Raw genomic sequence first — 14,834 nt, forward strand, 5'->3', positions numbered from 1 at the left:
CAGGCGCCGGGGCATCCGCTTTGGTAAAGGGTAGGGCGCGGCTGCCGACCTGAGCCCGCAACCGCGCCTTCACTGCTTTAATATTAGATCAGGCCGTGCTTGCCCAGCAGGGTCTGGGTGTCTTCGAGGGTGTCGAGGTCGGCGAGGTCGAGGTCGGGGTTGACCAGCGAGTCGAGCGCCGGCAGGCCAGCCGGGGCGTCGATGCCAGCGATCAACGGGTACTCGAATGTCTCATCCACGAAGTACTGCTGCGCCTTCGCGCCGACCAGGTAGTCGATGAATTCGAGCGCGTCGGCGTCTTCGGCTGCTCCGGCGAGCAGGCCGGCCCCGGCCACGTTCACGATGGATCCAGCGTCTCCAGCTTCGGGGTAAGAGAGCTGAGCACGCATGTTTTCTTCGCCGGTCTCGGCGGCCATGGCAAACCAGTAGTAGTGATTGAGCAGTCCGGCCTCGATCACACCGTCATTGACGGCGGCGAGAATGGCGCGGTTGTTGTCGAAGATGACCGGGCTGTTCGCGGCGATGGCGGCGACCCACTCATCGGCTGCTTCTTCGCCGTTCAGCACACGGTAGGCGGTGACGAAGGCCTGGAAGCTCGCATTGGTCGGCGCGATTCCGAATTTTCCGGCCCACGCCGGGTCGGTGAAGGCGTCAACGGATGTTGGCACCTCGGCCGCGCTCATCGCCTCGCTATCGTAGGCGATCACGCGGGCCCGGCCGGTGACGCCGACCCAGGTGTCGTCGGTCGAGGTGAATCCGACCGGGACCGCGTCGGTCGTCTCGGCGGGAAGCGTGGCAAACAGGTCGGCGTTGGCGAGAGCACCGAGCGCTCCGGCGTCCTGCGCGAGGAAGACCTGGGCGGGCGTGGCGTCGCCCTCCTCGAGCAGCAACGCGCCGAGCTCGGCGGTGTTGCCGTAACGAACCTCGACGCTGATGCCGCTGGTCTCTTCGAACTGATCGATGAGCGGCTGGATGAGCGCTTCGTCGCGACCGGAGTAGAGCGTGAAGGCTCCGTCGCTCGTGGCCCCTTCTGCCGTTGGCTCGGCGGCTTGGGTGCACCCGGCGAGGGCAAGAACGGTGGCGCCGGCAACGAGGGCGGCGAGGGAGAGCGGGATGCGCATGTGACTCCAAGGACGGGGTTTGATTGACTAAGGTAAGGCTACGCTAACCCGCTGAGCAACGCCAATCGGCGGGGCCTTCGGGCGTCATGCGCCGGTGTCAGGCAGGTCCTAAACGAGAACCACCGCAAGCGAGGTCACCCTGAGCATTCAGTGCCATCTCCACCCTCTGTGGGAACTTCTCGTTGTAGCGTTAAGGTTCCCACCCACCCGCTGTCGAGGCCTCCCGCCCGCCACTTGAGGAGCCCGATGACCAACTCCCCCGTGATTACCACCGCCACACGCTCGGGCCTGATCGGCTGGCGCAACGCCGTGTTCGCAGCGTTCTTCGTCTCCGGACTGGGCCTGGCCAGCTGGATGGCGCGGGTTCCCGCCGTCCGCGACGGCCTGGGCCTCGACACCGCGCAGGTCGGCATCCTCATCTTCGGCCTCTCGGCCGGTTCGGTCGTCGGACTGCTGATCGCAGCCGGCCTGCTCGCCCGCCTCGGCGCACGCCGCGCCATGCTGGTCAGCATCTCGCTGTCGGCGACCGGACTCGTGTTCATGGGCGTCGGCGTCAGCCTCGCGCCCTCGGCCCCGTTCGTGTTCGCTGCCCTCGCCGTGTTCGGCGTGGGCATGGGATCCCTCGACGTCATGATGAACGTCGAGGGCGCGGCCGCCGAGCGGGCCATCGGCCGCACTCTGATGCCACTCATGCACGCCTGCTTCAGCCTCGGCACGGTGGTCGGCGCGCTCGGCGGCGCCGCGGCATCCGCTTGGCAGGTTTCGGTGTTCTGGCATCTGCTGGTCATGGCCGCACTCGTTCTGGGCACCGTTCTCGTGGCCGTGCGGTTCCTGCCGGCTGCCATCGAAATCGATACTGAAGCGGATGCCCCGCGCCTCGCCTGGCGCGCGCGCCTGCAGGGCAGCCTCGCCGTCTGGCGTGATCGCAAACTGCTGCTGATCGGGCTGATCGTGCTCGGCATGACATTCGCCGAGGGCTCGGCGAACGACTGGCTGGCCCTCGCCTCGGTCGATGGACACGGCCTCAGCAACACCGACGGCGCCATCGTGTTCGGGGTATTCGTGGCCGCGATGACCGTGGGCCGCGTGATCGGTGGCCCCCTGCTCGACCGGTTCGGCCGGGTGCTCGTGCTGCGGGCCTGCGCCGGAATCGGCATCGCGGGGCTCGTACTGTTCATCCTCGCGCCGAACACCCCGCTCGTTTTTGTCGGTACAATCCTCTGGGGTATCGGCGCCTCGCTCGGTTTTCCGGTGGGCATGTCGGCGGCCGCGGACGACACCAAGAACGCTGCGGCGCGGGTGAGCGCCGTCGCCATCATCGGCTACGGTGCTTTTCTGGTCGGACCGCCCGTGCTCGGACTGCTCGGCGAAGCCTGGGGAATCCTCAACGCGCTGTACCTGGTTTTGGTGCTGATGGTGCTGGCCGGGCTGGCCGCCCCGGCGGCACGGCCCCACGCCGCGTGAGTCACGGCACAGAAGGCTACGTCGGCTGGTGTGGTTCCTCGCCACATCGAAGCACCCGCCGCTAGCGCCAAGGGGGGACAGACCCATAGGGTGAAGTGCTGTCTACGGAACCAGGCTGGCTTGCACACTCAGAGACGAGAAGACGATGGGCCCGACCCCGACTCACCTGCCGACCCCTCGTAATGCCCCTCGATCGCAGACCGATGAGCCCGGCGATGAAGTAGCCCTGTTCCTGGCTACGGGGCCGGCCGGTGATACGGGGCTCGGACCTCTGCTGGAACGGATCCTGCTGCGCGCCGCCCAGTTGCTGGGATGCGCCATGGGATCGATCTGCACTATTGATGAGACCGCTCAGGTCTACCGCAAAGAGGTCGACCTCGGCGACGAATGCCGGGCTGGCCAAGTCTTCTCACTGGATGAAGGCGTCACCGGAGCAGTCGTGCGAGCCGGTGGATCCGTTGTGTTCAGTGAGTACTCCAAAGTGCCGGGCGGTCATCTCGGCCGGGACGACGCCCGCTACCAGCGCCCAGTCATCGGCGTGCCGATCAGGCTTCCTTCCGGGGTCATCGGCGCCTGCGTGGTCTTTGCCAATACCTCCGAGCGCCTCTTCACCAGCCAGGACGCCCGGATACTCGAACGTTTCGCCGCTCAGGCGGCCGCCGCCATCGCCGACTTCCGTCTGCACACCGTGGCCATCGAGGTCAACATCAATCTGGCCGAGTTTCACACGTCCGAGCGTGCAGCGCTGGCCCACAGATTCGGGCTGCCGGGCGGCGACGATCCGTGCAGACCGACGCACGTATCGATCGGGCGCCTGACCGAGACACACCCCCCTCGGGTGCTCGTCATGCACGAACGACCGGTGATCCGCGCCGGCTTGGTGCACCTGCTCACGCAGGAGGGGACGGGCATCCAGGTGATCGCCGAGTGCGGCGACGCTGCTGGCGCCCTCGCTGCGGCACGGTATCTGCAGCCCGACGTCGTGGTCACTGACATCGATCTGGTCGACCTGCCAGGCACCGACCTGCCAGACACCGACCTGATCGAGGCGCTGGCTCGCACCAGTCCGGGCACGGCCGTCGTGCTCCTGGTCGGAGACCCACACGACGAACGAATCCGGCGCGCGGCCCACTCTGGCGCCCGCGGGTTCCTGAACCGATCCGCCGAGGGGCATTCGCTCGTGCGAGCGGTCGACTCGGCCGTTGCCGGCGATGCTGTTCTGTCGCGCTCCCTACTGGAAATGTGGGGCGAACCGGCCGATCCCGCCCTCCTCACGTCCCGCGAGCGGGAGGTGCGCCGGCTGGTGGAGGGCGGACTCCGGGACAAGCAGATCGGTACGGAACTTGGCATCTCGGTAAAAACCGTCGAAAAACACGTCGGCACGATCCTCAGGAAGACGGGAGCAGCCAACCGCACAATGCTGGCCGGGCTGGCCCATCCGCATCATTCCTGAACGGATGCCGACGACGACCAGGGATTTCCCCCAAAGCGAATGGGGGGACTCCCCGATAGCGCGCGATGCGCGTGCCGGTTTAACGTGGGACGAAGCCAAAGGAGGCCGTCGTGCCAGTTGTTTCCCTGAAGGAAATCGTCGACCGGGCGTTCGATGCCCGCTACGGCGTGCCTGCTGTCAACGTGTTCAACGACCTCACCATGCAGGGGGTGCTGGTTGCCGCAGTCGAAGTTCGCTCGCCGATCATCGTGCAGACGTCGGTCAAGACCGTGCGCTCGATCGGCGCGAAGGTGCTGTTCGCTATGTGGCAATCCATGACCGCCGACATCGACGTGCCCGTCGCCCTGCACCTCGACCACTGCCCCGACCGTGACGTGATCAGCGAGTGCCTGGCCATCGGCTGGAACTCGGTGCTCTTCGACGCGTCCCAGCTGCCCGTGGCCGAGAACCAGCGCCAAACCATTGAGGTGGTCAAGGAGGCCCGAGGCTACGGAGCCCATGTCGAGGGTGAGATTGAATCCATCACCGGCGTCGAAGACGGTGTCGGCTCCGATCAGACCGCGGCGCGGCAGACCCTTGACGTATCCCTCGCGTTCATTGAAGCGACCGGCGTCGATGTCTTCGCTCCGTCCATCGGCAACGCCCACGGCGTCTACAAATCGAAACCCGTTTTGGACTTCGACCGGGTCAGCGATCTGGTGGCGGCGCATCCAATACCCATCGCCCTGCACGGCGGCACCGGAATGACGGACGCCCAATTCCACGACCTGATCCAGCGCGGCTGTTCCAAGGTGAACATCTCTACCGCCCTCAAGGTGACCTATCTGCAATCCACCCTGGCCAACCTGCGGTTCGCCGAAGAGGCCGACAAATGGGACCCGCCGACGCTTTTTCGCGCTGTGAGTGGCGATGTCGTCGACCTCACAACGGGCCTGGCCCGCACGTTCGGCTCGGCCGGCCAGGCCTGGTAAGCGATGCCAGCACTGATCTTCGACTGCGACGGCGTACTCGCCGACACCGAACGCCACGGACACCTGCCCGCCTTCAACGCCAGCTTCGCGGAGTTCGGACTGCCCGTGCACTGGAGCGAGGAGGATTACGCCGAGAAGTTGCTGATCGGCGGTGGCAAGGAACGCCTTACGAGCCTGCTCACGCCGGACTTCGTTCAGGCGGCCCATCTTCCCGCCGATCCGGCCCGGCAACAAGAAACCGTCGCCACCTGGCATCGGCGCAAGACCCAGATTTACACCGACCTGATCGCTGTCGGAGCGCTGCCCGCCCGCCCGGGGATCGCCCGGATCGTCGCCGAGGCGGCTGCTGCCGGCTGGATGCTCGCGGTCGCCTCAACCTCGGCCGAACCCTCCGTGCGGGCAGTGCTGACCCACGCGGTGGGCGAGTCCCTGGCCGCGCAGTTCCAAGTATTCGCGGGAGACATCGTGGCCGCCAAGAAACCTGCGCCGGACATCTACGCCTATGCCTTGGAGCACCTCGGCGTGAGCACCGACGAGGCGATCGTCATCGAGGACAGCAACAACGGCCTGCGCGCCGCCCGCGCTGCCGGGTTGCGCACCCTCGTCACAGTGAGCAGTTACACCGTCGATGAGAACTTTGACGGTGCTGCCCTCGTCGTCACCTCGCTCGGCGACCCGGATGGCGAACTCGCAACCGTGCTGGGCTCTCCTGCCGGCGTGGTGCCGAACGGTTTCGTGACGCTGGGCGACCTTTCGATGCTGCTGCGCGCCCCCAACCAGGAGGAAGAATCATGACCAGTTCCCTGAACGCGACTGAATTCGTGGTGCGCTCCATCGCCGAGGAGGCCCTCGTCAACGAGAAATACTTCGGCGAACTTGACTCAGTTGTCGGTGACGGGGACTTCGGCTACTCTCTGGCCCGCGGTTTCGAGGTTGTGCTCTCCGGCTGGGACGGCGTTGACCGCACGGACCCCGGGGTATTCCTGAGCAAGATCGCGATTGTCATCACCAGCACCATCGGGGGAACGTCGGGGCCGCTCTGGGGAACGGCATTCCTGCGCGCCGGCACCGCGCTCAAGGGCCGAAACGAGATCAGCCCGGCGGACACCATCACCGCGCTGCGCGCGGCCATCGAAGGGATCAAGTACCGCGGTAAGTCCGATGTCGGTGACAAAACCCTGCTCGATGCTTTTGTGCCCGCCGTCGACACGCTCGAGGCCGCATTTGCGGCCGGCGACGACGCCAAGACTGCTCTGGGCAAGATGGCGGTCTCCGCTCGGGAGGCCGCACAAGCCACGAGCCTGCTCCAGGCCCGGCGCGGGCGCGCGAGCTACACCGGCGAGCGCAGCGTGGGATCGCCCGACGCTGGCGCGATCGCCATTGCTGTGCTGGTCGAGCGCCTCGCCCGAACCTGGGCCAACTAGCCCACCGATAACCATCCGATCCCGACAACGACGTGGAGACATCATGAAGAAGTTCATCAACGACCCCCAGCAGTTCGTTCCCGAGATGCTCGAGGGCATCGCGCTCGCGAACCCCGACACCCTGCGCTACGTTCCCGAGTATCACCTCATCCATCGAGCGGATGCCCCCAACCACGACAAGGTCACCATCATTCAGGGCTCCGGCTCCGGTCATGAGCCAGCCCACGTGATGACGGTCGGTAAGGGGATGCTGGACGGCGCGTGCCCTGGAGACGTCTTTGCCGCCCCGCCGATCGACTTCATTATCGAGTCCACCAAGCTCCTCGCCTCCGACAAGGGGGTGCTGCTCCTGGTCAACAACTACACCGGAGACCGGATGGCGTTCGAGATGGCCGAGGAGGCATCCAGCGCCGACGGCATCCAGGTGCGCACGCTGTTCATCGACGATGACGTGTCGGTGCAGGACTCCACCTACACCGTCGGCCGCCGCGGCGTGGCCGGCAACTTCTTCGTGATGAAGGCCGTTGGAGCCGCGGCGGAGTCCGGTGCCGACCTCGACGAGCTGGTGCGCATCGGCGAAAAGGTCAATTCCGTCACCCGCACCATGGGTGTCGCGCTGACGGCCTGCACTCCTCCCGCCCGGGGGGAACCCCTGTTTGCCCTCGGCGACGACGAGATCGAGATCGGCGTCGGCATCCACGGCGAACCGGGGCGACGCCGGGCCAAATGGATGCCCGCCGACGAGATCGTGGACGAGCTGCTCAGCGCGATCGTTCCCGACCTGCCATTCGTCAGCGGGGACCGGGTCGCCGTGATGGTGAACGGCCTCGGCGGCACGCCGATCAGTGAGCTGTACATTCTCTACGGGATCATCCACAAGCGGCTCACCGCGCTGGGCATGACCGTGGGACGTAACTATGTCGGCGAGTACTGCACCTCGCTCGACATGGCCGGTGCCTCGATCACGCTGGTGCGACTCGACGACGAGATAACGGCACTACTCGCCGCCCCGGCCGAGATCGCAATGCGAGTTTTCTGAGCCGCCCGACCCGTGAGCGCGGTCGCCGAGGCCCGTGAGCGCGGTCGCCGAGGCCCGTGCCGATGAGAGGCCGAAGGCGACCAGGATAAACTCGTTCAGTGCGCCTTGTAATTGCGAAATGCTCCGTTGACTATGCCGGGCGTCTTAGCGCGCACCTGCCGCTGGCCACCCGTCTGCTGATGATCAAGTCCGATGGCAGCGTGCTCGTGCACTCCGACGGCGGCTCCTACAAACCGCTGAACTGGATGAGCCCACCCTGCTCGATCGCCATCTCCGAGCCCGACGGCGATCAAGCGGATGCCGGAATCACCGCCCTCTGGACGGTCACCCACGGCAAGACCGCCGACCAGCTCGTGGTCAGCGTGTACGAGGTGCAGCACGACTCGGCGCACGAGCTCGGCATCGACCCCGGCCTGATCAAGGACGGCGCGGAGTCGCACCTGCAGAAGCTGTTGGCCGAGCACATTCATCTGCTCGGCGAGGGTTTCACCTTCGTGCGCCGTGAGTACATGACCGCCATCGGGCCGGTCGATATCCTCGCGCAGGATGCCGCCGGCCGATCTGTCGCGGTAGAACTCAAGCGAAATGGCGATATCGACGGGGTGGAGCAGCTCACGCGCTACCTCGAACTCATGAATCGCGACCCGCATTTGGCGCCGGTCAGTGGGGTTTTTGCGGCGCAGACGATCAAACCGCAGGCCCGCAAGTTGGCGGAGGATCGCGGCATCCGCTGTCTGCTCCTCGACTACGACGCCATGCGCGGCCTCGACGACACGGCCTCGAAACTCTTTTAGGGCAGCGGGCGCCCGCGGGCCGCAAGGTACAACGCGAACCACTCGTCGCGGGTCATCGCCGCTGCCTGCGCGGCTGCATCCCCGCAGGCCCGAATGCGCGCCGGATCGCTCGACCCGAGGACGGGATCGATGTGCGCGGGGTGTCGCATCAGCCAGCCGAGAACGATGGCCTCGCGGGTCGTGTTCTTCGCCTCGGCCAGCGTCTGCACCAAAGCGGATGCCGCCTCCTCGGCCGCCGCGCCCGGCGCCCCGGAATACCGGCCCTGCGCGAGCGCGCCCCAGGCCTGCAGCCGCACCCCATTACTCGCGCAGTACTCCAGCGTGCCGTGCGGAAAGGTGTTGTCGGCGCCGTCCGGGTGGTTAACCAGCACCGTGCTGTCGACCCAGTCGCGCTTGAGCAGGCTCATCTCAAGCTGGTTCACCACGATCGGCAGGTCGATCTCGCGCTGGAGGAACGCGATCTGCACTCCCGACATGTTCGAGACGCCGAGCGCGCGAATTTTTCCGGCGGCGTGCAGGTCGGTCACCGCCGCAGCGACAACGGCGGGTTCGAGCAACGGATCGGGCCGGTGCAGCAGCAGCGTGTCGACGTAGTCAACGCCCAGGCGCGCGAGGCTGTCGTCGACGCGCGCCACGATCGCCCCGAGGTCGTAGGGAGCGTGCTCTGCATCCAAGCGGATGCCGCACTTCGTCTGAATCTCGATGCGCTCGCGCAGTCCCGGCGAGCGTTTCAGAACCTCACCGAACACCTGCTCCGCCTTGCCAAAGCGGTAAATGTCGGCGTGGTCGAACACCGTTATACCGATGGACAGCGCGGCCTCGACCGCGGCGGCGGCCTGATCGATCGCGGCCGGGGTGACCGGCCCGGGCGTCCAGTCGCCGCCGAGTCCCATGCAGCCGTAGATGAGGCGGGCGGGCGGAGACAGCGTCATAGGGATTCCTTTGTGAGAGGGAACGAAAAGGCTAGCGCCTCACTAACCGTACGAATGCTGAGAAAATGGGTAAATGGGACACTTTTTCGGCTGACCGCCTAGGCTATGCCGAATGAACGCAACATTGACGCGCACCTGGAGCGCCATTCTCTTCGACCTTGACGGAACCATCACGGATTCCGCCCCGGCCATCACCAGCTCTCTGGCCCGCACGTTTACGCTGCTCGGCCGCCCGGTGCCCTCCGCTGCCCAACTGCTCGCCTACGTCGGCCCACCCATGTTCGACGCCTTTCAGGAATACGCCGGCATGACCCCCGCCGAAGCCGTCGAAGCCATCGCCGTCTACCGCGCCGAGTACCACGGCGCCGCCGCGCTCGACACGGCTGTCTTTCCCGGCGTCGCCGGCCTGCTCGAACGTATCCACGCGGCCGGAATTCCGCTCGCCCTGGCCACCAGCAAGCCCGAGCTCAGTGCGATCGCCATTCTCACGCACTTCGACCTCGCCAAGTACTTCACGGCTACCGTCGGTGCCTCCGCCGACGACACCCGCAGCAACAAGGCCGACATCGTCGCAGAGGCGCTCGCCCGCCTGGCCGCGACCGGCGTAGACACCGGCGGCGCCGTCCTGGTCGGCGACCGCAGCTACGACGCCATCGGCGCGCAGGCGAATGGCATTCCGGCGATTCTGGTGGAGTGGGGCTACGGCTCGCCGGCCGAGGCCGAGGCGGCGACCGCGGTCGTGCACTCGACCGACCAGCTCCGCAAGCTGCTGCTCGGCTGAGGCCATCGCGAACCAGGCGGAACCCCCACGCGGTTCACCTCGCATTTGCCTCGTGTTCACCGGGAGGTAAACGGCTGGTGACCGGGGAATGACAGCGTGTTGAAGAACCCGAGCGGCGAATACCCTCGGGTTCTTCTATTCTCGCCGCGTCACAACCAGTTAGGCTCCATCTTTTGCGATCCAAAGCTAGCCACAGGTCCATTCCCGCCCTTGCCCTCGTCAGCATTCTGGCCTTGAGCGGATGCGCCGCAACCAGTACCGCGAGTGACCAGCCTCTCGCCGCGACCGGCGCGGACTCGTGCCCCGACACGCTCCGATTCAGCGACACGGGCGTGGAAGGACTCGAAACTCTCGTCGTCGAATTCGAGGGATTCCGTACGGCATTTGAAGAAGCCACCGGCAAGAACGTTGAGTTTTACCCAATCTCCAGCCGCACCGCAGCGTCGACCGCGCTGGAATTCGACGAGATCGACCTGCTCCTGACTGGTCCCGCCGAATATGTCGTTCTGAAGCAGGAAGCGGACGCTATCCCGGTTGTCGGTATCACCCGCCCCGGCTACCGCTCCATGATCGTGACCCGCGCCGATTCCACCGTGACGGAGCTTGCCGACCTCGAAAATTCCACGGTCATCACCAAGGAGGTCGGTTCCACCTCCGGTCACCTGGGCCCGCTGGAAATGCTCTCCAACGCCGGCCTCGTCGCTGGCGATAACGTCGACGTCGTTCCGCTCGGCGCGACCCGCATCGCGGCATTCGGCGCCGGTGAGGGCGATGCGCTCGGCACCGGCCTGAGCGACTTCGCGGAGATCGAAGAGGAACTGGGGGCCGGATCGATCAAAATGCTGGCCGAGGGACCCGACCTGCCCAACGATCTGTTCGTGGCCCGCAGCGCTCTCGGCAGCGGATGCGCGACCTGGCTTCAAGAGACCCTGACCGAAAACCAGCAGGTGCTTCTCGACGCCATCACCGCGACCGGCGAGAGTGACAAGTACCTCGAATCCGAATTCCAGGTCGCCACGGATGCCGACTACGACCCGACGCGCGCGGCCTTCGAAGCGGCTGGATTCGCCGATTTCGCCGAGCTCCCCGAGTGAGCCGGCAGCACAGCCCACGCAGTACCTCTGTCCCCCACGCCACACCCATGATCAGCGTGCGCGATCTAAGTCATCGCTATCCCGATGGAACAGAAGCCCTCGACGGCATCAACCTGACCGTTGACCAGGGTGAGGCCATCGTGCTGCTGGGGCACAACGCATCCGGTAAGTCGACCTTGCTCAAGGCACTGACTCGTCTGATTGAGCCAACGGCCGGCGCTATTTCCCTCGATGGAACGGCGGTGACCAGAGCCACGGCGAGAGAACTGCGCGACGTGCGTCGGCGGGTCGGCACGGTCTTTCAATCGATTAACCTCGTGGACCAGGTCAGCGTGTTGTCGAACGTCGGACACGGTTCTCTCGGGCGCACCGACAACCCACGAAATTGGTTCGCCTGGACCTCGTCCAGCACTGTGCGAGACGAGGCCATGGTCTGTCTGGAACGCGTGGGCCTGGCCCCCTTCGCCTCGCGCCGCGCTGACCAGCTGTCCGGTGGGCAGCGCCAGCGCGTCGCGATCGCCAGGATGCTGATGCAACGCCCAACGATCGTGCTCGCGGATGAACCCGTGGCCGCCCTCGACCCCCGGGCCGGGCGGGAAGTGATGGACGTGCTCTGGCAGGTCGTGGCAGAAAAGAGTCTGACGCTCGTCTGTACCCTGCACCAGCTGGAACTCGCCGAGGCGTATGGCGACCGCGTGGTCGCACTGCAACGCGGCCGATTGCTGCTCGATGGGCACATGCGTGATCTGTCTCGGACCGATTTGGCCGGGCTGTATTCCGAGGACTCAGAGCAGGCTGATTCCGCCGAGAACTCGCAGCACGACGAAGCAGGAGTGAATCGATGATCATGACCACCCGGCCGACGCGCGTCACCAGCGCGCCACCCAGCCGGTTTCGGCGCCCCCACGGCGGAGCATTTCTGGCCGTGCTGGTGCTCGCGGGACTCGCCATTCACGGGGTGTCCCGCCTCGATCTGAGCCTCGAACGGCTACTCATGGCCCCGGCGCGCACGTGGGATTTTCTCTCGCGCGGATTTCCACCGGCGACTGATCGCGTGCCAAACCTCGCGGAGGCCATGCTCGAAACCATCGAGATGGCCATCATCGGTACGGCCCTCGGCGTGCTCCTCAGCCTGCCGATCGCTCTGCTCGCTGCGCGAAACACCACACCACACAGCATGATTCACGTGGCCGCGAAATCACTGCTCACGGTCATGCGCAGCGTGCCCGACTTGGTCTGGGCCATGGTTTTCGTCGTGTCGGTCGGTCTCGGACCGATCGCCGGAATCCTGACGATCATGGTCGATACGATCGGTTTCGCGGGCCGCTTCTTCGCGGAACGCATCGAAGAGCTCGACAGCGGTCCGATCGACGCGTTGCGCTCTACCGGAGCCAACCGCATCAGCGTCATGGCCTGTGCGGTCATCCCGACCGCGTTTCCGTCGTTCACGGGCACCAGCCTGTACTGCCTCGAAAAATCCATTCGTGGCGCGGCGGTACTCGGCCTGGTCGGAGCCGGTGGCATCGGCGTCGAGCTGAACGTGGCATTCCAACTGCGCCAGTTCGACACCGCGATGACGATCATCGTCATGATTCTCATCGTCGTCCTCTTGGCCGAGCGACTCAGCAGCGTGGCACGCAAGCGGATGCTCGACGGCAGCTCCGCAGTCGCGCCGCACTAGCCGCGGCGCGGCATCCGCTGGTCGGTCCAGGCCCGCCGAGGTGCGGCATCCTCTTGTCTGACATTTCGGGACCGGAGCCTGGATGACCCGGTCGTTGTTGTTGGACGCGGTCGCTGACCGCTATGTTCTGGACCATGACCTTCGAAGCCGAGCAGTTCTACCTATTTGGGATCATTCCCTGGGACGGAACGTTCGTCGCTGCCTGCATCGCCGGCCTCGCTTCGCTGCGCAAGCTCGCGAAAGAAGACGAAGCAAAAGAAGATGATAGGGACCTGGCGCAGCTGGTGGTCGCTCGCTTGCCAGCCACCTGGAAGGGGTAAATGATGAAGGATGAAATCTCAGACGCGGAACTCTACAGTTATGCCCGTGAAGTGCGCGCCGAAATACTCACTGATCTCGGTCGGCCGGAAGAGGCCGACGCCGTGTTGGCCGAAAAGGGCCTGCCAGGTCCCATCGGCAAATAGTCGGTCCCGGCTACGAGTCGAAGCCTAGGCCCAGCGCATCGAGCCCCTTGAGCAGCACGTTGCGGCGGCCCCGATTGTGGTCGGCACGATTGAGTGCCCAGCGCGTGGCCTGAATTCCAGCGGATGCGAGCGGCTCCGGTGGGAACGAAAGCGGACGGCCCCGCACCATGGCCAGTTCAGTGCGCTCCGTACTGCGGCCGGCCAGCTGGTCTAGCATGACCTGGGCGGCGAAGTGCGTGGCACCAACACCGAGGCCGGTGAAGCCGGCCGCATAACTGATGCGCCCGCCGCGAGCCTGCCCGAAGAAGGCGCAGAACTGCGTGGACGTGTCGATCGCACCGGCCCATTTGTGGCTGAAGCGCACGCCGGCCAGCTGCGGAAACGTCGTGAAGAAGTGGCTGCTGAGCTTCTCGAAGGTCTCCGGTCGGTTCTCGTAGCCGCTGCGCACCTTTCGCCCGTAGTGGTACACGGCGTCGTAGCCGCCAAACAGAATGCGGTTGTCGGCGCTCAGTCGGTAGTAGTGAAACTGGTTGGCGAGGTCGCTCAGGCCCTGCCGATTCTGCCAGCCGATCGCGGCGAGCTGGCTCGCATCGAGCGGTTCGGTCATTAGCACGTAGTCGTAGACTGGAACGGTCGCGAGTTTGTTGCGTTTGAGCAGCGAGGGAAAGACATTGGTGGCGAGCGCGACCTTCTGCGCGGTCACGGTGCCGCCCGTGGTCACTACCCGGGCGCCCTGGGCCGGCAGACGTCGGGCCGTGTCCACGCTCTGCACGAGCGAGTGCTCGAAGATCTCCACTCCAAGGTCGGTCGCCACGCGCGCCAGTTCGGCGGCGAGCTTGCCCGGATGCACGAGGGCGGTGCTGCGCCGGTGCCAGACGCCGGCGAGATAGGTCGGTGACGCGACCTCGGCCCGCACTGCGGACTCGTCGAGAAACACCACGTTTTCGCCGATCGTCTCTTCGCGCAGCCACTCAATCTGATGCTCTTCGATGGCGAGGTCGATGGATCCGGTGCGTTCAAAATCGCAGTCGATGCCGAGGTCTGCCACCGCTCGTTCGATCTCGTCGAGATTCTCGTTGCCCAGTTCGGTCAGTCGGTCGATCTCTTTCGGCCAGCGGCTGCGCCCGTTGTCGTCACCGTGGGTCAGGCTCGCCTCGCAGAAGCCGCCATTGCGACCGGATGCCGCCCAGCCGACCGTGCGCGCCTCCAACAAAAGCACCCTCGCATCAGGGTTTTGCTGCTTGGCCAGCACCGCACTCCACAGTCCGAGGTAGCCGCCGCCAACGATCGCGAGGTTGCAGCGCAGGTCGCCGGTGAGCGCTGGATAGCCGGTACGCGGCTCGAGCTCCTCGAGCCAAAACGAGCCTTGGCGTGTTCCCGTGAGCGAGGCTTTAACAACGGATGCCGCTGGCCGGGCCCGGTCGAAAATGGTGCTATTCATGCGTGGCTGCTGGTCATGGGTGGCGTCCTCTCGCGGCGACGATGCCGCCAACTAGTCTGGGCGCCACCAGCCTAGCCGCGCCCACCGACAGGCCGGGGCTTGGAATGTGGGCCCATGCGTGCAGGAGTGCCCCATCGACCAGGCCCGGGCCCGGTCGGATTTCCCGTCACCCGGG

The 14,834-nt window shown here is 65.7% G+C and carries 16 protein-coding genes; 13 read left to right on the forward strand and 3 right to left on the reverse strand.

Annotated elements, in window-relative coordinates; all coding sequences use genetic code 11:
* Window positions 1–83: 83 nt before the first annotated feature.
* Window positions 84–1,121 carry an extracellular solute-binding protein gene (locus tag CXY80_RS14575; RefSeq protein ID WP_092448106.1) on the reverse strand — a complete coding sequence of 346 codons (1,038 nt, stop codon included), beginning with the start codon at window positions 1,119–1,121 and terminating at the stop codon, window positions 84–86.
* Window positions 1,122–1,367: 246 nt separating this feature from the next.
* Here CXY80_RS14575 and CXY80_RS14580 point away from each other — a divergent pair, with 246 nt between their 5' ends.
* The 7 genes from CXY80_RS14580 (at window position 1,368) to nucS (ending at window position 8,266) form a co-directional block, all read left to right on the forward strand.
* Window positions 1,368–2,585, forward strand: coding sequence for an MFS transporter (locus tag CXY80_RS14580; RefSeq protein WP_092448105.1), 1,218 nt, complete (start codon window positions 1,368–1,370; stop codon window positions 2,583–2,585).
* A 145-nt stretch (window positions 2,586–2,730) separates the two neighbouring features.
* Window positions 2,731–4,038 carry a GAF domain-containing protein gene (locus CXY80_RS14585; RefSeq protein ID WP_092448104.1) on the forward strand — a complete coding sequence of 436 codons (1,308 nt, stop codon included), beginning with the start codon at window positions 2,731–2,733 and terminating at the stop codon, window positions 4,036–4,038.
* Window positions 4,039–4,148: 110 nt separating this feature from the next.
* Window positions 4,149–5,009, forward strand: coding sequence for a class II fructose-bisphosphate aldolase (locus CXY80_RS14590; protein ID WP_092448103.1), 861 nt, complete (start codon window positions 4,149–4,151; stop codon window positions 5,007–5,009).
* Between the two features lie 3 nt (window positions 5,010–5,012).
* Window positions 5,013–5,804, forward strand: a complete 792-nt coding sequence (locus tag CXY80_RS14595) for an HAD-IA family hydrolase (protein WP_092448102.1) — start codon at window positions 5,013–5,015, stop codon at window positions 5,802–5,804.
* Complete coding sequence (dhaL, locus tag CXY80_RS14600) at window positions 5,801–6,433, forward strand: dihydroxyacetone kinase subunit DhaL (RefSeq protein WP_092448101.1); 633 nt, start codon at window positions 5,801–5,803, stop codon at window positions 6,431–6,433. Before CXY80_RS14595 ends, dhaL begins: the two co-directional genes overlap by 4 nt.
* Before the next feature lie 43 nt (window positions 6,434–6,476).
* Window positions 6,477–7,472: a dihydroxyacetone kinase subunit DhaK gene (gene dhaK, locus CXY80_RS14605; protein ID WP_092448100.1), complete on the forward strand. Its 996-nt coding sequence runs from the start codon at window positions 6,477–6,479 to the stop codon at window positions 7,470–7,472.
* A gap of 98 nt (window positions 7,473–7,570) precedes the next feature.
* Window positions 7,571–8,266 (forward strand): endonuclease NucS, encoded by a 696-nt coding sequence (nucS, locus tag CXY80_RS14610; protein ID WP_092448099.1) that lies wholly within the window; start codon window positions 7,571–7,573, stop codon window positions 8,264–8,266.
* Here nucS and CXY80_RS14615 read toward each other — a convergent pair.
* The gene (locus CXY80_RS14615) at window positions 8,263–9,198 is read right to left on the reverse strand and encodes an aldo/keto reductase family oxidoreductase (RefSeq protein ID WP_233195400.1); all 936 of its coding nucleotides are present in this window, start codon (window positions 9,196–9,198) and stop codon (window positions 8,263–8,265) included. The genes nucS and CXY80_RS14615 overlap by 4 nt on opposite strands.
* 112 nt (window positions 9,199–9,310) lie before the next feature.
* Between CXY80_RS14615 and CXY80_RS14620 the strand changes: the two genes are divergently transcribed.
* The 6 genes from CXY80_RS14620 (at window position 9,311) to CXY80_RS19555 (ending at window position 13,218) form a co-directional block, all read left to right on the forward strand.
* Entirely contained in the window at window positions 9,311–9,979 is a 669-nt protein-coding gene (locus tag CXY80_RS14620; protein WP_092448097.1) for an HAD hydrolase-like protein, read from the forward strand.
* A 173-nt stretch (window positions 9,980–10,152) separates the two neighbouring features.
* The gene (locus CXY80_RS14625; protein ID WP_158251664.1) at window positions 10,153–11,073 is read left to right on the forward strand and encodes a PhnD/SsuA/transferrin family substrate-binding protein; all 921 of its coding nucleotides are present in this window, start codon (window positions 10,153–10,155) and stop codon (window positions 11,071–11,073) included.
* Between the two features lie 47 nt (window positions 11,074–11,120).
* On the forward strand, window positions 11,121–11,918 hold the full coding sequence (locus tag CXY80_RS14630) for a phosphonate ABC transporter ATP-binding protein (RefSeq protein ID WP_104132926.1): 798 nt from the start codon (window positions 11,121–11,123) through the stop codon (window positions 11,916–11,918).
* Window positions 11,915–12,754 (forward strand): phosphonate ABC transporter, permease protein PhnE, encoded by an 840-nt coding sequence (gene phnE / locus CXY80_RS14635; protein ID WP_199182279.1) that lies wholly within the window; start codon window positions 11,915–11,917, stop codon window positions 12,752–12,754. Before CXY80_RS14630 ends, phnE begins: the two co-directional genes overlap by 4 nt.
* Before the next feature lie 134 nt (window positions 12,755–12,888).
* A complete protein-coding gene (locus CXY80_RS14640) occupies window positions 12,889–13,074 on the forward strand; it encodes a hypothetical protein (RefSeq protein ID WP_134477857.1) in 186 nt (61 codons plus the stop codon).
* Window positions 13,075–13,218 (forward strand): hypothetical protein, encoded by a 144-nt coding sequence (locus tag CXY80_RS19555; RefSeq protein WP_166787536.1) that lies wholly within the window; start codon window positions 13,075–13,077, stop codon window positions 13,216–13,218. It abuts the gene before it with no gap.
* 10 nt (window positions 13,219–13,228) lie between these two features.
* Here the strand turns inward: CXY80_RS19555 and CXY80_RS14645 are convergent, their stop codons facing one another.
* Complete coding sequence (locus tag CXY80_RS14645; RefSeq protein WP_104132927.1) at window positions 13,229–14,659, reverse strand: FAD-binding oxidoreductase; 1,431 nt, start codon at window positions 14,657–14,659, stop codon at window positions 13,229–13,231.
* Window positions 14,660–14,834: the final 175 nt, after the last annotated feature.

The organism is Cryobacterium sp. M91 (assembly GCF_002929615.1).
GTDB lineage: Bacteria > Actinomycetota > Actinomycetes > Actinomycetales > Microbacteriaceae > Cryobacterium > Cryobacterium levicorallinum.